22 protein-coding genes and 1 tRNA gene are annotated in these 25,291 nt (G+C 45.5%); 6 read left to right on the forward strand and 17 right to left on the reverse strand.

Annotation, left to right across the window (positions count from 1 at the left end; translation table 11 throughout):
* The coding region (locus QUB12_RS23825) for a cobaltochelatase subunit CobN (protein WP_333308633.1) at positions 1–2,656 on the reverse strand (2,656 nt) is incomplete at its 3' end.
* A gap of 211 nt (positions 2,657–2,867) precedes the next feature.
* Between QUB12_RS23825 and cobJ the strand changes: the two genes are divergently transcribed.
* The gene (gene cobJ / locus QUB12_RS23830; RefSeq protein WP_333144470.1) at positions 2,868–4,643 is read left to right on the forward strand and encodes a precorrin-3B C(17)-methyltransferase; all 1,776 of its coding nucleotides are present in this window, start codon (positions 2,868–2,870) and stop codon (positions 4,641–4,643) included.
* Positions 4,644–4,754: 111 nt separating this feature from the next.
* Here the strand turns inward: cobJ and QUB12_RS23835 are convergent, their stop codons facing one another.
* A complete protein-coding gene (locus QUB12_RS23835; protein ID WP_333144126.1) occupies positions 4,755–4,889 on the reverse strand; it encodes a hypothetical protein in 135 nt (44 codons plus the stop codon).
* A gap of 357 nt (positions 4,890–5,246) precedes the next feature.
* On the opposite strand from QUB12_RS23835, the gene QUB12_RS23840 reads away from it, so the two are divergent.
* The gene (locus QUB12_RS23840) at positions 5,247–5,882 is read left to right on the forward strand and encodes a hypothetical protein (protein WP_333308635.1); all 636 of its coding nucleotides are present in this window, start codon (positions 5,247–5,249) and stop codon (positions 5,880–5,882) included.
* A 220-nt stretch (positions 5,883–6,102) separates the two neighbouring features.
* Here QUB12_RS23840 and QUB12_RS23845 read toward each other — a convergent pair whose 3' ends face one another.
* The 12 genes from QUB12_RS23845 to QUB12_RS23900 form a co-directional block, all read right to left on the reverse strand.
* Positions 6,103–6,879 carry a nucleotidyltransferase domain-containing protein gene (locus tag QUB12_RS23845; RefSeq protein WP_333144124.1) on the reverse strand — a complete coding sequence of 259 codons (777 nt, stop codon included), beginning with the start codon at positions 6,877–6,879 and terminating at the stop codon, positions 6,103–6,105.
* A gap of 72 nt (positions 6,880–6,951) precedes the next feature.
* Positions 6,952–7,902, reverse strand: a complete 951-nt coding sequence (locus QUB12_RS23850) for a DNA polymerase beta superfamily protein (protein ID WP_333144123.1) — start codon at positions 7,900–7,902, stop codon at positions 6,952–6,954.
* A gap of 173 nt (positions 7,903–8,075) precedes the next feature.
* Complete coding sequence (locus tag QUB12_RS23855; RefSeq protein ID WP_333144122.1) at positions 8,076–8,687, reverse strand: hypothetical protein; 612 nt, start codon at positions 8,685–8,687, stop codon at positions 8,076–8,078.
* Positions 8,688–8,693: 6 nt separating this feature from the next.
* On the reverse strand, positions 8,694–9,098 hold the full coding sequence (locus tag QUB12_RS23860; protein WP_333144121.1) for a hypothetical protein: 405 nt from the start codon (positions 9,096–9,098) through the stop codon (positions 8,694–8,696).
* 4 nt (positions 9,099–9,102) lie between these two features.
* Positions 9,103–9,903: a TIGR04255 family protein gene (locus QUB12_RS23865; RefSeq protein ID WP_333144120.1), complete on the reverse strand. Its 801-nt coding sequence runs from the start codon at positions 9,901–9,903 to the stop codon at positions 9,103–9,105.
* 127 nt (positions 9,904–10,030) lie between these two features.
* A tRNA-Val gene (locus QUB12_RS23870) sits at positions 10,031–10,102 on the reverse strand.
* Between the two features lie 125 nt (positions 10,103–10,227).
* A complete protein-coding gene (locus tag QUB12_RS23875) occupies positions 10,228–10,440 on the reverse strand; it encodes a DUF2839 domain-containing protein (RefSeq protein WP_333063857.1) in 213 nt (70 codons plus the stop codon).
* Between the two features lie 45 nt (positions 10,441–10,485).
* Positions 10,486–11,724 (reverse strand): transposase, encoded by a 1,239-nt coding sequence (locus tag QUB12_RS23880; protein ID WP_333081321.1) that lies wholly within the window; start codon positions 11,722–11,724, stop codon positions 10,486–10,488.
* Positions 11,725–11,830: 106 nt separating this feature from the next.
* The gene (locus tag QUB12_RS23885) at positions 11,831–13,339 is read right to left on the reverse strand and encodes a helicase C-terminal domain-containing protein (RefSeq protein ID WP_333308638.1); all 1,509 of its coding nucleotides are present in this window, start codon (positions 13,337–13,339) and stop codon (positions 11,831–11,833) included.
* A 22-nt stretch (positions 13,340–13,361) separates the two neighbouring features.
* Complete coding sequence (locus QUB12_RS23890; RefSeq protein WP_333144117.1) at positions 13,362–14,891, reverse strand: pentapeptide repeat-containing protein; 1,530 nt, start codon at positions 14,889–14,891, stop codon at positions 13,362–13,364.
* Between the two features lie 79 nt (positions 14,892–14,970).
* Complete coding sequence (locus tag QUB12_RS23895; RefSeq protein WP_333104756.1) at positions 14,971–16,533, reverse strand: pentapeptide repeat-containing protein; 1,563 nt, start codon at positions 16,531–16,533, stop codon at positions 14,971–14,973.
* Positions 16,534–16,629: 96 nt separating this feature from the next.
* Positions 16,630–18,192: a pentapeptide repeat-containing protein gene (locus tag QUB12_RS23900; RefSeq protein ID WP_333144116.1), complete on the reverse strand. Its 1,563-nt coding sequence runs from the start codon at positions 18,190–18,192 to the stop codon at positions 16,630–16,632.
* 38 nt (positions 18,193–18,230) lie between these two features.
* Between QUB12_RS23900 and QUB12_RS23905 the strand changes: the two genes are divergently transcribed.
* The 3 genes from QUB12_RS23905 (at position 18,231) to ccmS (ending at position 21,903) form a co-directional block, all read left to right on the forward strand.
* The gene (locus QUB12_RS23905; RefSeq protein WP_333144115.1) at positions 18,231–19,070 is read left to right on the forward strand and encodes a prephenate/arogenate dehydrogenase; all 840 of its coding nucleotides are present in this window, start codon (positions 18,231–18,233) and stop codon (positions 19,068–19,070) included.
* A gap of 332 nt (positions 19,071–19,402) precedes the next feature.
* Positions 19,403–21,184 carry an ABC transporter ATP-binding protein gene (locus tag QUB12_RS23910; RefSeq protein ID WP_333308640.1) on the forward strand — a complete coding sequence of 594 codons (1,782 nt, stop codon included), beginning with the start codon at positions 19,403–19,405 and terminating at the stop codon, positions 21,182–21,184.
* Positions 21,185–21,468: 284 nt separating this feature from the next.
* Complete coding sequence (ccmS, locus tag QUB12_RS23915; RefSeq protein ID WP_333308642.1) at positions 21,469–21,903, forward strand: beta-carboxysome assembly chaperone CcmS; 435 nt, start codon at positions 21,469–21,471, stop codon at positions 21,901–21,903.
* A gap of 88 nt (positions 21,904–21,991) precedes the next feature.
* Here ccmS and QUB12_RS23920 read toward each other — a convergent pair whose 3' ends face one another.
* The 3 genes from QUB12_RS23920 to QUB12_RS23930 all read right to left on the reverse strand — a co-directional run bounded on the left by QUB12_RS23920 (position 21,992) and on the right by QUB12_RS23930 (position 24,583).
* Complete coding sequence (locus tag QUB12_RS23920) at positions 21,992–22,927, reverse strand: fused MFS/spermidine synthase (RefSeq protein ID WP_333144111.1); 936 nt, start codon at positions 22,925–22,927, stop codon at positions 21,992–21,994.
* A 318-nt stretch (positions 22,928–23,245) separates the two neighbouring features.
* Positions 23,246–23,845: an adenylate/guanylate cyclase domain-containing protein gene (locus tag QUB12_RS23925; RefSeq protein WP_333144110.1), complete on the reverse strand. Its 600-nt coding sequence runs from the start codon at positions 23,843–23,845 to the stop codon at positions 23,246–23,248.
* A gap of 6 nt (positions 23,846–23,851) precedes the next feature.
* Complete coding sequence (locus QUB12_RS23930) at positions 23,852–24,583, reverse strand: response regulator (RefSeq protein ID WP_333144109.1); 732 nt, start codon at positions 24,581–24,583, stop codon at positions 23,852–23,854.
* 325 nt (positions 24,584–24,908) lie between these two features.
* On the opposite strand from QUB12_RS23930, the gene QUB12_RS23935 reads away from it, so the two are divergent.
* Positions 24,909–25,271 carry a hypothetical protein gene (locus tag QUB12_RS23935; RefSeq protein WP_333144108.1) on the forward strand — a complete coding sequence of 121 codons (363 nt, stop codon included), beginning with the start codon at positions 24,909–24,911 and terminating at the stop codon, positions 25,269–25,271.
* The last annotated feature ends 20 nt before the right edge of the window (positions 25,272–25,291 follow it).

Raw genomic sequence — 25,291 nt, forward strand, 5'->3', positions numbered from 1 at the left:
CAGGCATCTTGCCTGTGCTGGTTTGTGGCACAGGCATCTTGCCTGTGCTGGTTTGTGGCACAGGCATCTTGCCTGTGCTGGTTTGTGGCACAGGCATCTTGCCTGTGTTGGTTTGCCAAACAATTGCTTTCACCTGTTCCTCTGATAACCTCTCCCCAAAATAAGCCTCAAGATAAGAGGTCATTTCCTCAGAATTAGGCGGTTCGCCGAGAACGTGCAAACCAGAAGAAAACAAGCGACATTCCACCACCTGCAAATACTCATAAAGCTCCACCAAATAGCGGTTAAAAGCATCAGCACTGAACATTCCCACATTCTCAAAACTAAAAGCAATCCCCAATTTTCGAGCATCATCAAACGGACAATCAGCCTCCAAACCGCTATCTAAAACTTTCTTGCAAATAGCCTCTTTCAGCACATAATTCTTTGCCGTATCTTCCCGATATTCCGCAATCAAATCCCGCAAAGCCATTAATTCCTTGTACAAGCCAGCGCGGCCGTAGGGCGGCACATTGTGAGAAATCAAAACACCGTAACCGCGCCGTTTTGCCAACATCGATTCCGAGGGATTGTTGGCAGCATAGATATAAAGATTGGGCAAACTTCCCAACAAAATATCCGACCAAGAATAGCCAGTATTTCCCAGAGGAGATCCCGGCAACCATTCAACAGTGCCGTGCATTCCGAAGTGAACCACAGCATCAGCTTGCAAATCATTTTGCAGCCACTTGTAAAAAGCAGCGTATTGAGGGTGAGGCGTCAAATCGCGATCGAACATTAAGCGCATCGGATCGCCCGAAATTCCCAGCGGCGGCTGCAAACCTATCCAAACATTCCCCAGTTGAACGCCACCGATTTGGAACTCGTCGCCCTCTGTCTTAATCCCAGTACCAGTCAGAGATTTCCACTGTTTTTCGATACGAGTTGTTAACAGATAGCCCAGCCATCTTTCTAAAGTTTTGACATTAACAGTCTCTTTTGTGGAACGGGCATCTTGCCCCTCACAAGTAGCTTCATCCGCCTCTTTCACCCTGCGAATTAACTCCTCACCGTCAGCCGGAATTTCTCCAACTGTATAACCTGCCGCTTGAAGTTTGTGCAGGAAATTTAGCAGCGATTTCGGTACATTTAATAAAGCAGCCGTACCCGCCGCCCCGTAACCGGGAGGAAACCCGTAGAGAATAATCGCAATTTTCCTTTCAGATGGCGGAGTTTGACGTAGTTTCACCCAATTGTTAATTCTACTTGTCAGGCGTTTCGCCCGATCGGGCACGAGATAAATATCCTCACCCACCAAACCGCCCAGGGGCACTGGATCGATCGCGCCATCCAACTCAGGCAAAGCATACAATACCACACTTTGCAAACCTCCAATCCCCTGACGAGTCCAAGAATGGATATCCTGAATCAGCAGAGGTGCGGACACAAAATAAGGTACATTTTTAGCAGTTAAAATGCGCTTAGCAACTTCCACCTGCCTTCCACCCTCCATCGAACCAGCAGGCCCGCCAACCAAAGGAAAGCCAATAGTAGAAACAATCGCATCAACTTCCACAGCATCTTTAGAAAGCGAAAGAGTTTCAATATTGCCTTGTTTTCGCCGCGCAGTTTCATCAGCAGTCGTCATCCAATCTCGCACCGCCACATGGCCTTCAACGCCATTGATAAAAATCGGCAAAGGCACAATTCCCGCACCTTCAAAATAGCGAATTAATTGAGGAATATAAGGCTGCTTGGTGATAACGTGTTTGCGGTAAAGCAAGATGCCCACAACAGGGGATTTTCCTCTGTCAGAATTTTGAGACCAATTGGTCTCAAATTTTGTGGAACGGGCATCTTGCCCGTTAGAAACCCGGTCTAAATTTTCAGACAAATTAGTCTCAAATTTTGTGGAACGGGCATCTTGCCCGTTATAAGCCTTTCTATCAAGATGTCTAGCCTCTTTAGTGGAACGGGCATCTTGCCCGCCCCTAGCACTTTGATTACCGAGATACCAATCCAAATATTGCCGAGGCGATTCAAAATAACCATTATAATCAGGATGCAGCAAACCCATATTGGGAGTTTCCACAGGTGGCGGAATTTCTGCAACCTTCAGCCCCAAATACTTTTCGGAAATAATCCAAAACATCGAGACAACATTATCCGCCCCGCCCGCATTCCAGTAACCATAAATAATCAGCCAGTTTCGCAAATCCTGCACTTTTTGCACTGGCACGTATTTCAATAACTTCGGCCCAACCTTCAAAAAACTGATATAACCAGCCAGCTTATCTTCTTCTCGCCCATTGCTGAACTTATCCAGAATAAACTTAACAGGCTTCGGCATTCCCTTCGGTTTGTCGCCAATTTTAAAAGCGCCAATTTGAGTAAGACTCATCAATTCCAACGCCGACTCAAAAACCAGGCGAATAGGGATATGTTGCACCCTTTCCCGCAGCCACATTACCGCATCGTAATCAAACAGCAAACTCCCGAAAAACACATCAGCATTCGAGAGGGCAGCCGCTACAGCGTCGGGTTCGTCTGCGAGGGCGCGATCGCTAAAAACCCGTACTTCCAATCCCTGACACCCAGAAACAGCCAACTCGGCAGCTTTCCGGTACAAATCGGCATTAAAAGATTCAAACCCTGCAATTAAGACAATGCGTTTCACAGCCAAACCTCGAAATATTTATTGATTGTAGCCTGTTTTAATTAGGTTATATTATATTAGATAGCATCCTCGGTGGGGGTGGGGCGGGTTTAGTAGATTTCGGGTGTTGTATTGCAGACCTTGGCGAACCCGCCCCTACATTACCAATTATCAATTATCAATTCCTAATTTCCGTCGCAACTCTCATAAAATCTAAAATCTAAAATCTAAAATGGTTCGAGTTCCTCCCGCAATAGTTATCTTAGGTCAAAACAGCCAGCCGATCGCCAAAAAAATCTCCGCACATTTCCCCGGTTCCCAGATTTACGGTTTAATCGATCGCACTTCCAACACAGACATCAACTTTAGCAACTTCGGCGAAACATTGCGGGAATTGTTTGCAACAGAAACCCCAATCATCGCCATCTGCGCCGCCGGAATAATCATCCGTACCCTCGCCCCGCTGCTGTCAGACAAACGCGCCGAACCGGCAGTTTTAGCCGTCGCAGAAGACGGAAGCGCCGTCGTACCCCTGCTGGGCGGTTTGCACGGCGTTAATGATTTGGCCAGAGAGATTGCAGCAGCCCTGGGCGTACAACCTGCAATTACTACCACCGGAGATATCCGCTTTCGCACCGCGCTGCTGAGTCCTCCCCAAGGCTATTATTTAGCGAATCCAGAGGACGCGAAGACTTTTATTTCAAATTTGCTCGCCGGGGCCAAAGTACGCCTAGAAGGGGCTGCAAGCTGGCTTTCCGAGAGCAATTTGCCGTTAGCGAAGCCCTCGAAGAGGATCGCCCCCGACGCAAAATTGACTATTCGCGTCACCGAAAAAGCAATTGTGCCAACGCCCGATTGTTTAGTTTACCATCCGCAAATTGTGGCAGTTGCACTGACAAAGCTATCGAATATTGAGCCAGAAATAGCGGTTTCATTTGTCCAGCAAGTGTTGGAAAACGCGGGTTTAGCAGCAGCTTCTGTTGCTGGATTTTTTGCATTAAAACAGGAGATGGGAAACCCGGCACTTGAAGCAGTTTCACAATATTTTAAAGTCCCCGTCCGCTTTTTCAATCTCTCCGAACTTGTCGAATTAGACTCAATTGAATTCATCGAAAATAAGGCCGCACAAATTGCCCTGACAGCAGCCGGTGCCAACAGTCACTTAATCGAGTCCGATCGCCCAAACGCACTGAATTGCGCGATCGCCCTGGCCGCCCAACCCTTTGATGCTAGGGCGATCGGAATTAGCCGCGGCAAACTGGCGATCGTCGGTACCGGCCCCGGAGGCGCGCCCTGGATGTCCCCGGAAGTTAAGGAAATTATGCGCGAAGCCACGGATTGGGTGGGTTACAAATTTTATCTCGACTTAGCTGGAACCCTGCGGGAAGGGCAAAATCGGCACGATTCCGACAACCGCGAAGAGATCGATCGCGCCCGTTTTGCCCTAGATTTAGCAGCATCCGGCAAATCAGTCGCCGTGGTTTCGTCGGGAGATCCGGGTATTTTTGCAATGGCTGCGGCGGTGTTTGAGGCGATCGACTTTGATGCCAAACCCGAATGGCAAGGCATTGATATTCGGGTAGCACCGGGCATTTCAGCCATGCAGGCAGCCGCTGCTGCGATCGGAGCACCCCTCGGACACGATTTTTGCGTGATTTCCCTTTCGGATATTCTCAAGCCTTGGGAGGTCATTGAACAGCGGATTTCGGCCGCTGCGGCTGCCGATTTAGTTATGGCATTTTACAATCCCATCTCGAAACAGCGGATTTGGCAACTCGGAAGGGCGATCGAGATTTTGTTGCAAAGTCGCGATGCTAAAACCCCCGTCGTACTAGGGCGAAACCTCGGCCGGCCCGGCCAATCTGTGCGGGTTTGCACCCTCGGCGAATTCCAGCCGCAAGATGCAGACATGAGAACTTTAGTGATTGTCGGTTCGAGTCAGACTCGGATTATTCCCCGCAAATATGGAGATGTTTGGGTTTACACGCCGCGCAGGTACGAAAAATAAGTAAAGCAGCAAAAACTTAGGAAATAAGCAATTGACTGAAAGCTAATTGACTTTGACAAGTAAATATTTTGTTCTCGCTGGGGGGAGTCTAGGTTAACCAATGGCGGCGAATCACTCGATCGCGATCAACCTGTTATTTCCTCTCATAGTTGTCACTCTCAATTGAGATGCGATCGCCTTTGATGACAGAAATTCTCTGTACTGAGGAATCTCCGCTTCTTGAAACCGAGTTTTTCTGGCAGACATCGATCGAATTTAGATATCGACTCAACCGTAGTAAGGATTTTAGCTTCATTTTGGGAGATATCTAATTTACATATCAGGAAACAAAAAGTTTTTTATATAGCCACAATAAAATTAAGGGCGATCGATGTCTGTTAAATTCCTTAATCCTACGATACTCTTACGGCAAAAAAAGAGGATTTTTACCAGGATGAGTCTTTTTTTCTGTATATCTACCCAAAAAAGATTTTCTTTGATAAGATTACCTTAAACTCAGGTTAAAAAAACATGAAATTCCAAATTTCCCTAACTCCTGGGGCTGTAACCCAGTTCCTGCTTCGAGTGGTGGTCTGTCTAGTTTTACTATCTTTCTTAGGTCAGATGACTTTGTATTTCTTGCCGGATTACCCGTCTAGAGACTTCTTGGCAAACGGATTCAACGTTGATTACGAGAGGAACATTCCAACCTTATACTCATTTTTGGCATTGCTGTTCAGTTCTCTCTTGCTGGGTGCGATCGCCCATGCGAAAAATTTGGATAGTTGTCGCTACAAGCATCACTGGACAATTTTATCCTTCATCTTTTTATATCTATCTTTAGACGAAGTGAGTCAATGGCACGAAAAGCTTGCTAACCCGATGCGAAGCCTGGTAAATACTACAGGATTTCTTTACTTTAATTGGGTTGTGCCGATGGGTTTTCTAGTAGCGATATTTCTCTTATCCTACAGTAAGTTTCTGTTCCACCTTCCGGTTGCTACAAAAAAATTGTTTGTTGCAGCAACCGCTCTTTATATTGGAGGAGCCATCGGAATGGAAATGCTAGCGGGATACATAGTTTATACAACGGGACCGGAGAGGAATCTATCCTACGTGATAGTAACGACCCTTGAAGAGTTTTTAGAAATGCTGGGAATCGTTGTATTTATCCACGCCTTGATTTCATATATCAAGACATATTTAGGCGGCGTAAGTTGGAATATTTACATACCAGGAAAAAACACAGAAGTTACCTAGAATCAAACTATGGGTATAGCGGCCCTTAACGAACCAGCAAACAGAAAGCTATCCAAGTAAATCACTTGAAAGCGGGTTTGATGGACGAAAATACTGTATTCAGGTCTTTAATCAGGATAAAAAACCAGGTTTCTTTGGTACTGATGCGTCCTGGACTGGAAGTGCTACGCTCTTCGGCGCACCTACGACTAATATGTAGGGTGCTTGCTGCACCAAACGACTAATTAGACGTGGAGCAGCTTAGAGATGAAATCCTCACCTTTACCAGAAAATCGTTAAGAGCCACCTTTGCATTAGGATTTGACGGCAAATGACTTGTAAAACTTGCTTCTTCTAATATATTAATTAGCCGATCGCGCTCTTGCTGATAAAATTCAATATCTGTATCTTCCAGCACTGATTTTTCCTCCCCGCCCAGCTTTCTAGCAATCAAATCAGGAATATACGACAACTGGAATTTCTGGTTAAGTTTCACCAAATTCGCCTCGACTTCCCCCGTTTGCATCAAGTGAATCCCAGCCAGCAACACCCGATAAACGTACAGCAGCGGCTTAACCCGACGCGGGCGTTCTTTCTCAAACAGTTTCCATTGAGTTTTAGCAAAACCGAGATAGTGGTGGCTGTGGTGCTTGGTAATGCAGTTTGAGGCGAGATCCTTTAATTCCTCGTGTTCCTTTGTAGTGTAAACTATTAGCGGCGAATACAGTTGTTCCAACACGTAGCCGTTCCGCTTCAACAGCAACTCAAAAAATTTCTTGATGTCGTGAGTTACTAAATCGAGTTGCATTCCCTCCCGAACTTCCGAAACTTCGATTGTTTCTTCGGCAGAAATCAGTCCAATTACTTTCGGTAGCGGTAAAATGTGTACTCCCCGCAAATCAAAGTCAGAATCTGCGGAAGCAAAGCCGTATAAGTGCGAACCGCTGACAGTCGCAAACAGCAGCGGGTAAGGTCGAACTGAAATAATTTTAGCGAGATTAGAGATGTATTCTATCATCTTTTTCTTCAGTCCGCGTAGGCGGACTTTGTTTGTATAGAAGCGATTTCAATCGCCGATTCAATCGCCGATTCAATTCCCGATTTCGATCGCACCTCTACGAGATTTAATCAAAAACAGATTCGCTTTCTCGTAATTAGGACGTTCCGGTAAGGAAGTTGCAGCAAAAGCGCGATCGAACTCACCGTGCAAACTCAACCGCCAGCGATTCACCTCATCCCAGGATATTTCTTGGTTGCGGATAGATAAAAGTTGCGATCGATAATCCTGCACCCGAACTGGTACAAACCCCTCCTTGAGCACCGTAATTCCTGACAGCAACAAGCGAATTAAGTGCATCGCGTGCTTCCAACGAATTTCCCCGGTATTGCGGAGGTCTTGCTCCATTTTTTTAAATTGAGACAAAACGTAGCTATTGTAAGTTTGATAAACCAATTGAGAAAGAAAGATTTCCCTAATTTCGAGCAATTCTTGTGCTACAGGAGAAACAGTTTCTACTAAAGGCGTGTACAAACATTCTAGCACATTTGGATTAGCTTTTAGTGCCAAAACTAGAAACTTTTGCAGTTCCCAATAGCATTCCTGATTTTCCTTGTTTTCCAATTGTTCTGGAATGCCGTAAAGCGACCAATGAAGTATTGCCGGCGGCAGGTAAATCCCGCGTCTGTCTGTATCGGATTGCTCGTTATCAAGACCGTAGGCTCTCGAACCAAGAATGCAGCGGTAAATTACAGAATCATAGAGGTTGTATTCTGCAAGAAAATCTCCTCCTGAATGCAATCCTTCGCTCTGAAACTGCTTGCGGATACTGAGTTCGTGCCGCCGCAGACTAACTTGTGTTCCGTCTGGGAGTTTGACTAAATATGCGTGGGAATTGTCCGTAGGCGATTGAACGATGACGCCTACTAATCCCGGTTTCCAAGGTTGGTCGCTGGCGGGGTTCTTGACCTCGATTCTGGTGACAATTTGGGTTCCTGCGGGTAGGATTAAGTTGAAATTTTGAGGAATATTGGCATTTGCCATGAGGAAACCTCCTGCGGGGGCACGAGCTACAATGTTAGTGTAGCATATTTGTAATACAAAACTCAATCGAGAATTTATAGCAATTCGGAAAAGGACAGCTACATACAGAATTCTGTTTAGCGAAAAAGCAAAAAGTTCTCTAATTTTATCGCTGCTTAATTTTTCGCTTTAGCTTATACCCCCTTTTCACTTTCATGTTGTGCAGGAAGTGCTACACGCCCATGAAAGTCATGATAACGATGTGAAAAGTCTTCTAAATATGGACTTTCAAGCACAGCACGTCGTTTAGCAAAATTATTATTTATTTGATGGTATAAGAAATCAGCATCTATCGCAAAAATTTTTTTAAAATCTACTGTTAATTCTGGTATTCCTTCCTGAGATGATTCACGTTCTAGAGGTATTTTTTCCAAAAAATGGTATTGCTGATAACGATTAGATTTAACTAAATTCCAATCTGCTGAATTTAGCTGAACTGTTTTGTTGGAGCGAATTTCTTGAGCTGTATATACTTGACAAAAAAGTATAGAGTTTAATAACTTATTAGGTTTATCTCGATTTTGCCTAGCGCTATAGTCCCAATCTAAATCACAGTTTTGAGTAACAATAATTGCATAAGGATGAACAATAGGTTTAAACTGAATTTGATCGAGGTACGGAATTTGATCGAGGTTTGGAGAAGATTCACTTGGAACTGGTTTAATCTGTATAAGTCCAGTCAGAATTTCCCCTTGTCTAAGAGCCTCTGTGTCATTCGAGGCTCTGTAAATCCAAGGTTTACGCATGGTTAGCTACTCAAAATCTAGGACTAAAGGTGGTCTGACTTCGCTAGGTAATACGCTACCAGTAAGTAATCCTAATTCTTGAGGTAAGGTAGTTTGTCCTAAATCAGACCGACAGTCACTATAATATTCCACCATTTGTTCAAGCACGTCAGATGCTTCTTGCAATCCTTCTGGAGTCTTAGCAAAAAGCAGATTGAGTAGCGTTAAGCACTTAACCCAAGCGATCGTGTTTTGATTGAATTGACCAAACCATTCACCACTAATAGGTGGTTCGATGGAAACTTCGATTTTTAAGCTAGGAGTAGCAGATGCTAATGTGTGCCGATACTGCGTCTGAGCAGGAGTGGGTAAAACTTCATACCTTTGTCCAATTATATTTTTGCTTTGAGTACCACCAGTTGTTACGTGCATAGGATTATATTGGTTGAGGTCGCATTGCTCTGTGCAACTCTTCCGTGATACCCCAGCGGAAGAGATTTCTGGCTGTATGGTTGTAGTTATCGAGTATTTTCCAGGCATTTTCACTCCTTTCTACTTTATCCTCAGTAAAAAAATCAGTATCTAATAAATAAGCTGTTTCATCTATACCTCTTTCTGTGTCCCTAACGTTAACAAGCCCATGATTAAAATTAACTTGACCGAATTCAGTTTTTAGCTGTAAATTTTTAACAAAGTTTAGAATTGAATCTGCTACTTCTGGTGTATACAGTTCAGAAGCAATATGTTGCGGTATTAATTCATGCCACTCTTTGTCTTTGATATTTAGTTTTGACCTAATAATTAAATCACGATATCTTAGTCCTGTTCGTGAATAAAAAGAGGGATTATATATTTTTTCAAAAATTTCTACAGCGCGTTTAAATTTATCAATAAAATTTTCATATCTTTCATACTTTGTCGTAGCAAACGTTATAGAGTTTTTGTCTAAAGATATCTGGCAACTCAAGTCTTCTGACTTAAATTGATAAGTCAAGTCAATTGAAGTCAAGTCACTGGTAAAATTAGAGGTAAATTGGGTTAAAAGATTAGATAGCTCAACCGGAATCTGCAAATTTCTAGAACTTTCAAAAATTGGGTATTCAAACCTTATACTATCTTGAAAGTCTACAGGCTGTTGGCTGGCAATTTTCAGGATAGTTGGAAATCTAAGTTGAGCAATAACCTCAATTAGGGGGCTGTCCTCATAAATTACTCTTTCATAGTTTGGGAGCTTCATTTTTTCAAAGTATCCATTACCAGTTTGAAGAGCGTCTATTACTCTAGCTTAACTTACTTCCCAACAGAATTACATTCAGGATAGATGCCCTCGCCTTTTCCGAATCCAATTTTACAACTTAAAAATATGGGCAATACAGGATTTGAACCTGTGACCCCTTCCGTGTGAAGGAAGTGCGCTACCACTGTGCTAATTGCCCGCAGATAATTACTATACCATACCAAGTCCAAATTAGCAACTAAATTTTTCCTAAAAATTCAGCCGCTGGTTTCCGAGTTAAACTCGACACAATGCCAAGAAAACAGGCATTTGTCGAGTCTGGCATCAGTTAACCTGCCACCAACCCGCCGAGGGGCCGACAAACCGCACTACAATCCACCAAGCCACCAAAAGACTAATCCCCATCCAGCTTCCGCGACTTGTCCACTTCACAAAATCTTCGCTTTGGGTTTTCGTGATTGGCAGCCAGGGAACGATGCGTTCTTCTTTTCCGTATTCGTCGCCGATCGACTCTTTGCGACGCTTAGCTTCACCCATAATCTTTGTCTACTAAATTAGATTTCAACTGGATAGTTACAGGTTTTATAGGCAAATATTACACTTGCCTCGGACAACCATTTTGTAAGGTGTGACCCTCACCGGACGTACTACCACGCCCTGTATTCCCTCGGCAAAAGCGTTGGGAAATGCTTTTTTGACAATGTTAGCGCTGCCATTGACATCGGCATTAATCAGTCTGCCGTCACCAGCACGAAACAACCCTCGCTTAATGCGTTTACCTTTATACTCCGAATGCTTGACACAAGGTTCATTATCTAAAAAAGAACACTTTGAAGTGTAACTTTCTTCAATAACCTTCACAACGATTCCTGCTAACTGCGCTTTATAAGTTAGCATTTCAATAAACCTTGCATGAGGTATGGCTACGAAGTTCTGATTATTCCGCTTGCCGAGATTTATTCCCTGTTTCCAGTTATCGTTTTTACCAATCACCAGTGTCCCGATTCGGTTAGCTGCCAGATGATTGATGATGAATCGACTTGCATTATGCAGGTAATTATCTACTTTTACATTCCGCTTGTGAGTTAATTGTTCAATTTTGATTGATGTCTTTCTTTCCCCCTTCAAGTAGGACTGAAACACTGTCTTATTTTTGTGATAGTAAGCATTGATTGATTTGAGGGGTTTGCCATTTATTATCAGCGGAACCAACCCTTTTTGAGTGGATGTAATTGTCGCTAAATTATTGAGCCCCATATCAATTCCTGCTATCCCTTCTCTACCTGATGATGATTGACTTACATCCTTGGGTTCATAAACTACCTCCATCGAGTAATGGTAAGTTTTTGGGACGATTCTGACTTGATTTACGACCCTAACTTTAGTAGTCAGAAATATCTGGCTTTTCGAGAGATTGATAATTCCTTTCTTGAGCCATTCTTTACTGATGGCTTGAGCGGTGTAAGTCAGGACATTTCTGCCTAATGTTTTGTGTTTGTATCTGGGTATTTTTGGTCGGGCTTTGAATTTCTCTGGATGGATGGCATATTCCTTGGTAGCTTCAAAAAATGATTTCCAGCTTTCATTTAATCTCAATAATACTTGCTGAGATACTTTGGCTGGTAATGCTAGATAGTCAGTCGTTCCCTGACATAGTTTCTGTATTTTGTAATAGTCGAGGTATTCTCCTGAGATAATAAATTTTTGTCTGATTAGGTAGTTAGCGTAGTTGAAAAGATTCTTCGAGAGAAAGCACAAATTATCTAGCTGCTTGTATAGCCAGTGGGTTCGATCGATAATGTGCTTTTCAACTAGCTGCATTGTTGTACCGTCATTTTGACTATTCTATACTAGAAATGGCTATTAATGGCCATAAAGTCAATAAAGTTTTACAATACCTAACCAAATTATACGCCAACAGGTCATCTCAAGCCTGCGTCAGCCAAGTCGTATCCAAATAATCAATCCTCGCAAAAGGACTCAAGGCCGCTAAAACCTGCTGTCCATAACTGCGGTGAATCACCCTGCTGTCGAAAATCGCCACCACCCCTTGACGTTCTCGCACCGGCGCGATCGCCCGTTGCAACTCATTCAGCGCCGCCGGCAGCAAATACAACCGAAACCAATCCTTGCGCCGTTCCTTATAATAAGCCACACGCGCCGTCACCAAAGGATTCTCCAAAGAAGGTAGCGGCAAAGTTGCGATCGCCAGCAAGTGAGGCGCCCTCAATTCCCCCTGATGTTCCCGCCAAAACTCCCACCCTGTCACCAAAATCGCATTCTCGCCCACATCAGTCTTTTCTACCTGCACCCGAGAACCGAACTCAGAAGCCAAAATCGCCGCCAGCCGAGCCCTCAGCGGTACATCACCAACAATCAGCACCGTTAAACCCGCCACCGACGCGCTCATCAACAGCAAAGTCCGAATTTCTTCCATTAAAACACCCTGAAATTCCGGCGTATTTGGCAGCGGCAGCCAGTTGGGAATGTACAGTTGAATTAATTCGCTTTGTCGATCGGGCGAAAACTTAACGCTCGTCAATTCTGGCAGTCCCAGCATTTGCCGGAAGATCGGAGCCTTCGGTTCCACATCCACCGCCCCCCCAATCAACACCACAGGCTGAGAATCCCAAATTTTGCTCAAAACCTCAGCCACCTGAACCGGCGCGCAGAACAGAGAAAATGAGCCAGCCTCCCGATTAATTTGCGCCCACCGCAATTTTCCGTCTCCTTCCCACCGCTGCCAAAAATTGCTCCAAGCAGCCGGAATCAGCGAATTCGGCTCGATTTTTTCAAACAGCCCCTTCAAAATATTTTGCTCTGCGGTTTCCAGCAAATAGCACTCCTCTGGTTTCGCCGGATGCTGAAAGAAAGCCCGCGTTAGCAGTACCCGCCCTTGGAGGATTGCATCGGCTTCCAAAGGCTGAGATTGCATTAAATCATTCCAGTCAGCAGGTTGCAAGCCCGCCGTCAATTGCTGGCGCGTCCAAACTTCCAAGTCATCCACACCGTCGATAATTGTCGGAATATTGCTGTGAAGTTCCGAATTCCCCGCCAAGCGAGCCGCCAGCCAAGACTCGGGATCGGCTAGCATCAATCCTCGTCCAGTGGCATTATCGGAATAAGTCTCGATCAGCTTATCAGTTTCCAACCACTCTTGCAAACGCGGAATTTCCACTCCTCTCAAATGCTCGATCAGCCGTGTCGGCGCCACCAAAATCACAGGCTCCGGCCACATCAAAATCGGCATCAAATAGCTGACTCGATACCGCTGTCGGTAAGCTCCAGCGGGAAGCCCCGTTTGGATCAGAGCGCTGCGCCCCAAGCGCAAAGCCCGCGCCACGAGCCGCGCCATCGTTAAATGGTGGGGCCAGTGCGGCTCGGAGTTCGATCGCAGGAAGCGGAGCAATGAGTTGTGGACTTCTACCTCAATCAATCGGTTTTAAAATTGACATTTCTCACTCAAGATAATCAAAACTGGCCAGAAAATCAACTACTTTTTGACCGAGAGGCAAACTGAATTTACTCTCCTGATGAGTTGCACCTCCCTTCCCAAAATTCCCGTGAGAATTCACCATCAAACTCTCCTGTCCCGAACTAATTAAAATAGTTTGGGTAGGTGACTCAAAAAACTTTGTGGGCTGACTAAGCCGTGATATATTAGAGAGCAAATTTATCAACTCATTTAACTTATTTGTAGCTGTACTCAATGCTTGACGCAACTGCACTATTCGTTTTTCATCCAAATTTTGACTTTCAATATTTTTGCCGATAACCATAATATTTCTCTGAGTTTGTACAGCATCCTTAAAAGGAAGAATCGCTAAAAAAGCTGCTGGCAATAAATGCTCATCGCTCTCAAATCTAAAAGTTAGAGTTGTGCGGCGGTAGCCGACTTCAATATTAGGAGGAAAAATCATGGCCCGGTAATGCCGAGCTATTTCGCTGTAAACTGTTGCTAAAGTGCTGTTTGCTGAGTAGTCTAAAAGTGCGTCAACCACAATTTGCACTAACCCCGGCGTGTGACTTAAAAATTTTATCGATTCTGACGGCGAATGAAATTGTTGAATCTGAGTGCGATCGCCAGCGGGGCTGAGGTCAACCCACTGGCAAGTAATATCATCTGCAATGATGCCACATCGAGGAACCAAATGCAGTTTTGCTCCTGTTAAAGTTGCTCCCCTCAAATCAGCGCCCACCCAATCTGCATTAATCAAATTTGTTTCTGTCAAATCAGCGTGAACCAAACTAGCACTTGCTAAATTAGTATTTCTTAAATCTGCTCCGTTAAGGTTAGCTCCGTTCAATTTAGCACAGCTCAGATCGGCGCCGTTGAGGTTAGCTCCCGTCAAATCAGCCCATTTGAGGTTAGCTCCGCTCAAATTGGCACTGCTGAGATTCACCTGTTGCAAAGAAGCTTGTCTCATATCGGCATTGCTCAAATTGACGCCGCTAAGTTCTGCTTTCGTCAAATCTGCGCCATGTAAGTTAGCTTCTTGAAAGTTAGCTGAAGCAGCCGAAGCACCTCTGAGATTTGCACCGGAAAGATTAGCACCGCACAGGTTAGCTTCCGTCAGTTTTACCTCTCTTAAATCTGCTTCAGTCAGGTTTGCACCGCTGAAGTTAGTTTTGCTGAGTTCGCAGCGGACTAATTCGCATCTAATCAGGGATGCTCGGATTAATTGAGCTGCACTTAAATCGGCTCTGACTAAGTTTGCTACGTTGAGAGTCGCCCCGTTTAAGATTGCCCGCGACAGGTTGGTACTGCTGAGTCTAGCCACATTCAAGTTAGCGTCGCTCAAGTTAGCGTCGCTCAAGTTAGCGCCGCTGAGGTTGGTGACAAATAAGCTAGCCCGCCTTAAAATTGATTGGCTGAGGTTGATGCGGCTGAGATTAGCTTCATTCAGGTTCATTCCTGTGAAATCTCTGTCGCCTTCTGTGTATCTCTTGACGAGTGCAAATCGTTTGAGCAGTTCTTCAGCTTCCATTTTTTTACCTAACTGAAAGGGCAATTGGCTAACTTTTATAGGGCATGAATAGAAATTATTTCAAATTAATTTATAGTATTTACTCACCGAGCTGATAAAAGCTTTTGACAAACTCAATGACCGTATTTAGCGGCGGGGTGGTAAATCTTTGGGCTTTAATTGCAGGACTGATAGAGGTTTTGTTGACTCCGGGCAAATTTGTCAAGTTTCTGCCAAAATCTGGGTGATAGTGAATCATCAAAGTTTCGGCGCTGGAGTTAGCCAGTACAGTTTGGGTAGGCGATTGGAAAAAACTTGACATCGGTTCGCGATCGAGGCGAATCGGCTGAATTTTCATTTCCCCTATTTTTCTCATTGTTTTGGTCAGGGCGACGTTTAATTGCACTACCATATTTGAGACTCTGACGCCCAGGTTATTACCACTTTGGGGTTGAATCATCTTGATCAGAGTCATCAAATTTTTCTGAGTAAATGCTGCATCACTAAAGGGAATAATCGCCACGAAAGCTGTGGGAAATAGTTGATCGTCCTGCTCTATTCTAAATGATATGATTGTGCGTCGGGAATTAACTTCGATACTGGGAGGATGGTTCAAAGCAGGGTATTGACGGGCTATTTGGCGGTAGGTAGCTGCCAGGACAAAGTTAGCATCCGGGTCGAGGGGTCGATCGACAATAATTTGAACTGTCGGCGGTGTAGCATTGAAAAACCTTTGAGATTCTTCTGGGGTAAAGCGCTGAATGTGGCTGCGATCGCCGTTAGGACTCAGGTCAACCCAATCGCAGGTAATGTCATCTGCTTTCACATCAAACCTAGACACCGCGTAAATTTTTGCCCCCGTCAGGGCCGCCCCCGTCAAATCTGCGCCCACCCAATCAGCGTGAATCAAATTCGCTTGAGTCAAATCCGCGTGTACCAGAGTAGCGTTCAACAGATTGACATTGCTCAAATTTGCCCCGTACAAGTTGGCCCCGCTCAATCTCGCTTCATCGAGGTCAGCACCGGTCAGGTTCGCCCCGCTGAGGTCAGCCCACCGGAGATTAGCGCCTCGCAAGTCAGCGCCGCTGAGGTTGGCCTGAGAGAGATTAGCTTGTCTGAGTTCGGCATTGCAGAGGTTGACTCCTCGCAAGTCTGCCCTGCTGAGGTCGGCTCTGTGCAAGTTAGCCCGTTCCAAGTTGGCCGCGGTTAGGGAAGCGCCTCTAAGGTGAGCCCCGCTGAGGTCGGCTTGCTCTAGATTGGCTTCTCTGAGGGTTGCTTCTCTCAAATCTGCTTCGCTGAGGTTTGCCCCGCTCAAGTTGGCACTGCTGAGGTTTGCTCGGATCAGTTCGGATCTGATCATTGTAGCTTCGACGAGTTGGGCTTCGCTGAGGTCGGCTCGAATCAAGTTAGCCACGTTGAGGATAGCGCCGCTGAGGTTGGCTTTGTGGAGATTAGCACCGCTGAGTCTGGCAACATTGAGTTTGGCTTTTCTCATGTTGGCGTTTGACAGATTGGTGCCGCTCATGTTGGTGAGGCTCAAGATTGCCTCACTGAAATTAGCCCCGCTGAGATCGATCCTGCTGAGATTTGCCTCGCAAAGGAGAATGGCAGTAAAGTCTCTTTCTCCTGCTGCATATTTGGTGATGAGTTCTTCGGCATCCATGCTTTTCAATTTCCCTGATGTGTTAGCTAGAACAAAGCTTTGTTGTGCCAACCTTTAAACTAGAATAAGCATTTTTTGTAACTTGATGCAATATGCCTAAACATCTATATTGTGGAAGCCTTTTATAAAATCCAAAATGCTACTGATATTAGTTTGAGCCAATTTTGTGCTTTCGGCTAACTTACCAGAGGTTGAGTTACTTGGGTCGTATTTTTTAATCAGGCGCTTGCCGAAGGCTGGGTGGTGATATACGCTGAGTCTTTGGTCGCGGGAATTAATTAAGAGCATCTGTGTAGGAATTTGAAAAAAATTGATGCTTTCGCCGATTTTGGGAAAAGAACTGGAAATTTTGATTTGGTCTACTTTGCTGATAGCTTGGTTGAGAGCTTTGCTGCATAACTGGACGTGTTTAGATTCTTTGACGTTAAGTTTGCCTGCATCGTGGGATTGAATCATTTTCATCAAAGCTATTAGGTTTTTTTGAGTTATGGCAGCGTCGTTAAAAGGAATGATGGCAACGTAAGCGGTGGCAAATAATTTATCGTCACTGTCCATTTGAAAGGCGAGTACGGTGCGCCTGGAGCTGACTTCGATCGTGGGAGGCTGACTTAAACTCGGGTATTGTTGGGCAATTTGGTAATAAGTTGCAGCTAGCGCAAAATGAGCGCCTTGGTCTAAGGGCGAGTCAATCACAATCCGAACTGTGGGCAAGGTTTCGTGAAAAAATTCCTGGGTTCCTCCCGAGTTCAACCAGTAAATTTGGCTGTGGTCGCCGTTGGGGCTGAGATCGACCCACTTGCAGGTCATGCCTTCGGTTTTGATGCCCAGCCGCGAAACTGCGTGAAGTTTGGCTCCGGTTAAGGTGGCTCCGGTTAAGTCGGCTCCAATCCAGTCGGCGCGAATCAGATAGGCATTTGACAGGTCGGCGTGAACTAAGCTGGCATTCAGCAAGTTGGCGTGGCAGAGGTCGGCTCGGCTGAGGTCGGCACCGCTCAATTTGGCTTCGCTGAGGTCGGCCCAGCGAAGATTGCACCCGCTGAGGATTGCCCAGCGCAAATTGACGCCGCTGAGGTCGGCGCCGCTGAGTACGGCTTGAGTGAGGTTGGCTTGTCTCAGTTCTGTGCCTCGCAAGTCGGCGCCGCTGAGGTCGGCTCGGCTGAGGTCTGCTCCTTGCAGGTTGGCTTGTTCGAGGTTGGCTTCTGTCAAGCACGCGCCGCTGAGGTGAGCGCCTCGAAGGTTGGCTTGAGCGAGGTTGGCTCCTCGAAGGGTGGCTTCGGTGAGGGTGGCGCCGCTGAGGTTTGCGCCGCTGAGGTTTGCACCGCTGAGTTCGGCTCTAATGAGCTCGGCTCTGATCAGTTTGGCCCCTGTGAGTATGGCTTTTTTGAGGTCAACTCGCACTAGGTAAGCGACGTTGAGGTCGGCGTCGGTGAGGTCGGCGCCGCCTAGATGGGCGCCGCTGAGTCTGGCGATGTTGAGTTTGGCACCTGTGAGGTTGGTTTTGCTGAGGTTGGCTCCGCTCAGGTTTGCTACACTCAGATTCGCACCCTTGAGGTTGGCTCCGCTCAAGTTGACGCCGCTGAGGTTGGCCTCAGTCAGGTTGATTCCGGCAAAATCTCTTTCTCCGGCGGCATATTTTTTCAGGAGTTCCTCGACTGTCATGGGGGCGGCACCGTATCAAATATCCCCATTTTATTGCTATGAATATCGGTATTGTAGGACTGGGTTTAATTGGTGGCTCGATCGGGCTGGATTTGCGATCGCGCGGGTTTAATGTTTTTGGGGTTTCGAGTCGGCAGCAGACTTGCGATCGGGCGCAAGCTCGCGGTGTTGTCAATGAAGCCAGCATAAACCTGTCTCTGATGGCAGCAGCCGATGTGGTTTTTATTTGCACGCCACTGGGGTCGATCGAGCCGATCGTCCGAGAGTTGGTGCCCTATCTTTCCCCTGATACTATTGTAACCGATGTCGGTTCCGTAAAAACACCCATAGTACAGGCTGTGTCTCCTCTGTGGCCGAATTTTGTGGGGGGACACCCGATGGCGGGGACTGCTGAAAGCGGAATTGAGGCGGCGGTAAAGGATTTGTTTGTGGGCCGGCCTTATGTGGTGACGCCGACTGCCCAGACGCCGACGCTTGCGGTGGATAAGGTTGAGGAAATTGCGCGGTTGCTGGGTGCGTCGGTTTACCGGTGCGATCCGATCGAGCACGATCGAGCTGTGGCTTGGATTTCTCATTTGCCGCTGATGGCGAGCGCGACGCTGCTTGCTGCGTGCGATCGAGAGGGCGATCGGGATATTGTGAATTTAGCCCAACATTTGGCGAGTTCGGGTTTTCGGGATACGAGCCGCGTTGGGGGCGGCAATCCCGAGCTGGGAGTGATGGTGGCAAAGTACAATCGAGAGGAATTATTGCGATCGCTCTCTATTTACCGCGACAGTCTCGACGAGTTCATCAGCGATATCAAAGCCGAAAATTGGCAATGTCTCGAACACAAGCTGAAGCTGACTCAACAAGCGAGACAGAATTACAACTTGTGATCCCAAATTTACCAGCCAATTCAACCAGTAATTGACGTTCAGGTGGATGCCCAAATAGTTGGTGTAGTCGCTAAAATAAAGCGAGTGTTAACGTTTAAAGCGTAGCCTGGGGCTATTTCTCCGTTTTTAATAACTGGTGTCTAAACCAGGCGAAAAGCCCGTTCTAAAAGACAATTTCTTAGTTGTGGAACGGGCATCTTGCCCGTTCGGAACAGGCGAAAAGCCCGTTCTAAAAGACAATTTCTTAGTTGTGGAACGGGCATCTTGCCCGTTTCTAAAGCTGTGAGAGTAGTGCAAAATCTAAAAATTGCCCAATTACCCCCAATCCTCAATTGTCACCAAATCCATCAAAACCTGTCCATCCCCTAAAGCGGCTGCTGAAGTACGGGCGCCGCTACCGCCTGAAAGCTTGGCTGGCAAGTATCTGTTCGCTGCTGAATAAATTCTTTGATTTAGCGCCACCAGCATTAATCGGTATTGCCGTTGATGTGGTGGTGAAACAGCAAGATTCTATCCTCGCTCAGTGGGGCATAAAAGATGTCTTTTGGCAACTGGCAATTATCACTCTTTTGAGCGCGGTTGTTTGGACGTTGGAATCTCTTTTTGAATATGCCTATGATTATTTGTGGCGCAATTTGGCTCAGGATATTGAACACGATTTGCGTCTGGAAGCTTACAGCCATTTGCAAGAATTAGAATTAGCTTATTTTGAAGAACGCAGCACGGGCGGTTTGATTTCTATTCTCAACGATGATATCAATCAACTCGAACGTTTTTTGGACGACGGCGCTAATGAGGTGATTCAGGTAATGACAACGGTTGTTGTGATTGGCGCGGCTTTTTTTGCTGCATCTCCTCTTGTTGCTGGGCTGTCAATGCTGCCGATACCTTTTATTATTTGGGGTTCGATCGCCTTTCAAAATCGCCTTGCTCCTTTCTATGCTGATGTGCGGGAAAAGGTGAGTTTTCTGAACGGGCAACTGTCGAATAATTTGATGGGAATTACTACTATTAAAAGTTTTACTTCCGAAGATTATGAAATTCAGCGCATCGAAGCACAAAGCCAAGCTTACCGCCAAAGCAACCGACGGGCGATCGTACTTTCGGCAGCTTTTATTCCGCTGATTCGGGTTGTGATTTTCTTGGGGTTTATTGCAACACTATTTTTGGGCGGTTTGGAGGTTGTGGCGGGCCGATTGTCTGTGGGAACTTACAGCGTTTTGGTGTTTTTGACCCAGCGGTTGCTGTGGCCGCTGACTCGCCTGGGAGATACTCTGGATCAATACCAGCGCGCGATGGCTTCGACTAATCGGGTGATGAATTTGTTGGATACTCCGATCGCAATTCGCACGGGTGATATCCGGCGGCCTGTTAGTTCGATTAAGGGTGAGCTAGAATTTAAAAATGTTACTTTTTCTTACAATCAAAGAAAGCCGATTTTGCAGTATTTTTCTTTGACTCTGCCGGCGGGGAAAACTACTGCGATTGTTGGGGCTACTGGTTCGGGAAAAAGTACGCTGGTGAAACTAATATTGAGGCTGTACGAGGTACAGTACGGCAATATTTATCTCGACGGTATAGAATTAAATAGCCTGAATTTAAAAGATTTGCGGAGAGCGATCGGATTGGTGAGTCAAGATGTGTTTTTGTTTCACGGTACGGTGGCAGAAAATATTGCTTACGGCAGTTTTGAAACCAGCAATCGAGAGATAGTAAATGCTGCGAAAATTGCGGAGGCTCACGAGTTTATCGTACAATTACCGGACGGTTACAACACTATTGTAGGAGAACGCGGTCAAAAATTGTCGGGGGGGCAGCGGCAGCGAATTGCAATTGCGCGGGCTGTTTTGAAGAATCCGCCGATTTTGATTCTTGACGAAGCTACTTCAGCGGTGGATAACGAGACTGAGGCGGCAATTCAGCGATCGCTCGAACGAATTACCAAGAATCGCACTACAATTGCGATCGCCCACCGTCTTTCTACTGTCCGCAATGCCGATTGCATTTGTGTCATGGAAGAGGGGCTGGTGGTAGAATCGGGGCAGCACGAACAATTGATCGAACAGGACGGAATTTATGCGGCGCTCTGGCGCGTGCAATCTGGTATAAGATAGAAACGCAGCGGTTTTGGGTAATTGGGAATTGCTCATGGGGAATTGGTAATATCATGTCTGGTAGCATCATAAGTATATGGGCGGGGCGGGTTTATGAGATAATTAGTTTGACAGGTAGATTGTTGGTAAAACCCGCCCCTACGAGATCGAAAATTATCCGATCGCGAATCAACCAGACATGATATAGTTGGTAATTTCACTCCTAACTAATGACAACTGCCAACAGCCAACTGCTAACTGACAACTGACTGTAAAATATTAGTTTATACAAACAAGAAGAGAAAATGTTTCTATTTGATAGCCCTGAGTCCAAACCCAACGAAAATAGCTGGAGTCGCAAGTTAGATAAATTTGTGAAAGCTAATCAAAATGAATTGGCTGCTTTGGCTTGGGGGCTATTTCTGGAAAGGGGAGAAGAAAGCGAGGAGATTTTGGCAATTGATATTGCAGAAACTGCGCGTTTTGTGTATTGTAAGAAAGAGGCGGTTGAAGAGTTGAACCGTCAAGTTAAAAGCCATATTCAGGAAGTTGTAGGTGTGTTGAACGCTCACAAGCCTGAGAAGGAAGTGGCCATTTTGGCGATCGGCGAAGGTCAAATTAAGTTGATTCTTTTTGAACCTAAGCCTGAACCTCCTGTTTGTTTTGAGGAAGCTGCAACAGATGTTGATACATTGTTGGCTAAGCTAGAACAGCAGATGGTTGAATGTATGAAAGGATAATGTAAAATGCAATCCCCGTTCGATACCCCCAGCCGTTAAATTGCTGCGGGGTTCAGGATATCCTGTTTTTTGAGCCGTTGCTCACTTATCAGAATAACCAGCAATCAAAATAACCAGCGGGCGGCGAATCGTCATGAAAAATTTGAGCTTTGTCTAAATTAGGTATAGCTTCCGCCAATTCTCTACCTACTTTTACCTCAAGCGCCCTGTCTGTTAATGGAAAGGAAAATTGATAGCTATCTTGCAAATATTTTGCCTTAGCAACAATCTCATCTTTCTCTAAAATCTGGCTGTTGCTACCAATCAAAATGCTATTACTTTCCTGGCCAACACACACGCACACCTGAGAAAACACACTTTGAAGAGTCGTGATTTTTTCGGCATAAAACTGATCTCTTTGCAGCAGATTTGCTATCACAACTCCCTCGCTTGACAAGTGTTTTTCGCAGATTTGATAAAATTCTTTTGTGGATAAGCGGTGCGGAAAGTAGCCGTTGCCAAAAGCTACGTCGATCATGATGATATCGTACTGAGTATCTGATTTTTGCTGCTCTAAATACTCTCTGCCGTCTTGAATTGTTACAGTTAGCCGATCGTCCAATTTTACCCCAAAACACTGTGTAGCTGCTTCGATCGCGATCGGGTCTACATCCGCACATTCTATAACAGTTTCCGGCAAATAGTGGTGCAAAACTAAGGGAATTCTGCCGCCGCCAAATCCAGCCATATAGATTCTTTGAGGTTGGCTTTGCCACACTAAACCCAACATCATCGCCTGAGTATATTCAGACACTAGATGTAAAGGATTGTTGAAATCGAAAATAGATTGCAGTAAATCTGTATGCTGATTTACTTTTTCTACTAAAGATAGCTTAATGTGCGATCGATCTTTTGTGACTGCAACATAGTGAACACCAGACTCTTTGCAAAAAATAACTTTGTCTGGCTGTTGCTGCAGCCAAGCCAGCCGCTGTCCAATAGCGGATAAATTAATAGATTGCCAAGTTTTGTGTTCCTCAATCATCTGATTTTAAATTTTATTTAAATTCGATATTCTCTAAGAATATAGCCTCATCAACCCGGTTTCTACAAAAATGGCTGAGTCGCCCGGTATCTGCGAAGAAACCGGGTTTCTAATCAAGGCTGGGGCCAGTCAGTCGATTTTAGATTTTAGATTTTAGATTTTAGATTTACCCCACAGATCAATCTGGGATCTTGAACTAGGGTCTAAAATTTTTATCTTTCCACGACTTAAGTCGGTGGCTTGTATCCGTTTTTGGGCTGGGTCATGTCTCATTTTCCAGCAGGGCGAAGAACGAGAAGACAACAGAAATTCACCCGATTACAGCCGCTTGTACGCCACCAACTCCAAACCTGAAACCGAAAGTTCCACTTTTTCCCAATCTTGCTTGTCACCTTCTAACTTTTCAAAGGCTGCTGAAGTGAGCAAAATCTCTCCCCGTTCCGCCACATCCTCTCCCAGCTTAGATGCCAGATTAAATTCCGATCCGTACATATCCTCTCCTTCCAGCATCAAAACATCGCCACAGCCAATACCAATGCAGAGGTAAATATCCATCTCCGGCGGCAGTGTGGTGTTGACAGCCGCCGTTTGTTTCAAAGAGTCGATCGCAGCTTCCACCGCTGATTTTACATCAGTAAAAACTGCAAAAATATTGTCTGCTTCCTCCTTAACTACAGTGCCACCGTATTCTGAAATTATCGGTTTGACAATTCCGTGCATCCGGTGAATCATTGCCAAAAAATGAATAATTCCGTAGCGGACTGTCGTGCGCGAAAATCCCGACATATCCATTACTAAAATTGCGTAATTTTTGCGGAAAGTGGCATTAATTTTTTCATCAATTTCCGCCATTCTTTCGGGATGTTCGTTTCTTTCTTGCAGCAACTTTTCCAAGTTAGCGCGGTTATTTGTTTTCATTTTAGTTTAATTAAATTCCCAATCGCGACACAGTTCTTGAGGGCGGCCAGCAGGATGCACCGCACAATTGATGCCATCCTTACCGTAATAATAATCGCACACTTTGCAGGGTTTAGTTTGCTCTAATTTTTTCATCAAAATTGTCCGGATTGTCTGGACTCGGTTGCGATACTTGTTTGCATTCGAGTGACTCGGTTCAATTGCCAAAGCTTGCTCGAAAGCTGCTAAGCTGGAATCGTACAATTTAATAATTTGGGCGCTGTATTTTGTCCAAGCATCGGCATGGCTTTGATACAGTTCGACTGTACTTAAGTTTAAAATCCCGTATTCTGTCCAAGCGTCGGCTGAAGCTCGATCGAACTTAATATTGGCATTGAGCAAAACTTTTTTGATCGTTGCCAAAAGTTCCCTCGGCTGCCAAGGTTTGCTAACATAAGCCTCGGCGCGATCGCCCTGGAACCTCGCAAATAAAGCTAACTGCTGTCCCTTGCCTGTTAAAAAAACAACTGGTAGATTCCGAGTTTCGGGATTAGCTTTAATTAAACGACAAACCCCGTAGCCGTCTAGACGGGGCATTATGACATCTAATAATACTAAATCAGGGCAATTTTTTTCAATTTTATCCAGCGCTTCCACACCGTCAGATGCCTGAATTACATTCAATCCGCTGCATCTCAACTGATGTGAAATGCACTCGCGCTGGCTGCGGGAATCTTCCACCACTAAAACTGTACTCATCACTCCCCACCTGGTTTTTGAGGTAAACTTGTTCGTTGCTTCGAGTAACCCTTGCTGAAATCAGTTTACCCACATTGGAAGAGTTTGTTATCACTGGCAAGCTAAATTTACTCAAATTGCAACAAATCTTAAACAGGGGAGCCAAGGTGATACTTATCAGAAAATGCTGGTTGCTAATACGCGGACAATTATTCGAGATTTAGGGGGCAAATATTCGGCTTTTAAGCCTTAATAACGGCAAATCGTACTGATATCGGACGAAAACCTTGTTGAATTGCAACAGATAATCGGCTACTGTGTACGTTGAAGTTCTTAAGGACGACAAATGAATCGATTGCTCCTCACTTTATTGGTAAGTCCGACGCTGTTTGGATCTTTGATGTCTTTGAGCGCGATCGCAAATCCCGCTCAAATTGGCGAAACACCAAGCCAATCGGCTGATTCGCCTCAATGCGTGCGATCGCCCCACACTCAGCGTCTGACTTGCGTGCGGCTTCCTGGCAAGTCTGCTGCTGTGGCTTCTAAGCCGAGAATTACTTGGCAGCGCCCGGGTGAAGAACGGGTGGCGATGCTGGATTTTTCGGAAGAAGAAAGCGATGCGGCGGCGGCGCTGTTTGGCTGCGACTGCCAAGCGTGTATCAACTCGCTGCGGCAGTTGCGCGGTTTGCCACCTCTGGATCTGACTTGAGGCCGATCGATCGGATATCT

Origin of the sequence: Microcoleus sp. B7-D4 (assembly GCF_036705125.1) — a bacterium.
Lineage (GTDB): Bacteria > Cyanobacteriota > Cyanobacteriia > Cyanobacteriales > Microcoleaceae > Microcoleus.

Coding starts and splice junctions, on each gene's coding strand:
- cobJ (WP_333144470.1), top strand. CDS start 2,868: ATGGTTCGAGTTCCTCCCGCAATAGTTATCTTAGGTCAAAACAGCCAG.
- QUB12_RS23835 (WP_333144126.1), bottom strand. CDS start 4,889: ATGTCTGCCAGAAAAACTCGGTTTCAAGAAGCGGAGATTCCTCAGTAC.
- QUB12_RS23840 (WP_333308635.1), top strand. CDS start 5,247: ATGACTTTGTATTTCTTGCCGGATTACCCGTCTAGAGACTTCTTGGCA.
- QUB12_RS23845 (WP_333144124.1), bottom strand. CDS start 6,879: ATGATAGAATACATCTCTAATCTCGCTAAAATTATTTCAGTTCGACCT.
- QUB12_RS23850 (WP_333144123.1), bottom strand. CDS start 7,902: ATGGCAAATGCCAATATTCCTCAAAATTTCAACTTAATCCTACCCGCA.
- QUB12_RS23855 (WP_333144122.1), bottom strand. CDS start 8,687: ATGCGTAAACCTTGGATTTACAGAGCCTCGAATGACACAGAGGCTCTT.
- QUB12_RS23860 (WP_333144121.1), bottom strand. CDS start 9,098: ATGCACGTAACAACTGGTGGTACTCAAAGCAAAAATATAATTGGACAA.
- QUB12_RS23865 (WP_333144120.1), bottom strand. CDS start 9,903: ATGAAGCTCCCAAACTATGAAAGAGTAATTTATGAGGACAGCCCCCTA.
- QUB12_RS23875 (WP_333063857.1), bottom strand. CDS start 10,440: ATGGGTGAAGCTAAGCGTCGCAAAGAGTCGATCGGCGACGAATACGGA.
- QUB12_RS23880 (WP_333081321.1), bottom strand. CDS start 11,724: ATGCAGCTAGTTGAAAAGCACATTATCGATCGAACCCACTGGCTATAC.
- QUB12_RS23890 (WP_333144117.1), bottom strand. CDS start 14,891: ATGGAAGCTGAAGAACTGCTCAAACGATTTGCACTCGTCAAGAGATAC.
- QUB12_RS23895 (WP_333104756.1), bottom strand. CDS start 16,533: ATGGATGCCGAAGAACTCATCACCAAATATGCAGCAGGAGAAAGAGAC.
- QUB12_RS23900 (WP_333144116.1), bottom strand. CDS start 18,192: ATGACAGTCGAGGAACTCCTGAAAAAATATGCCGCCGGAGAAAGAGAT.
- QUB12_RS23905 (WP_333144115.1), top strand. CDS start 18,231: ATGAATATCGGTATTGTAGGACTGGGTTTAATTGGTGGCTCGATCGGG.
- ccmS (WP_333308642.1), top strand. CDS start 21,469: ATGTTTCTATTTGATAGCCCTGAGTCCAAACCCAACGAAAATAGCTGG.
- QUB12_RS23920 (WP_333144111.1), bottom strand. CDS start 22,927: ATGATTGAGGAACACAAAACTTGGCAATCTATTAATTTATCCGCTATT.
- QUB12_RS23925 (WP_333144110.1), bottom strand. CDS start 23,845: ATGAAAACAAATAACCGCGCTAACTTGGAAAAGTTGCTGCAAGAAAGA.
- QUB12_RS23930 (WP_333144109.1), bottom strand. CDS start 24,583: ATGAGTACAGTTTTAGTGGTGGAAGATTCCCGCAGCCAGCGCGAGTGC.
- QUB12_RS23935 (WP_333144108.1), top strand. CDS start 24,909: ATGAATCGATTGCTCCTCACTTTATTGGTAAGTCCGACGCTGTTTGGA.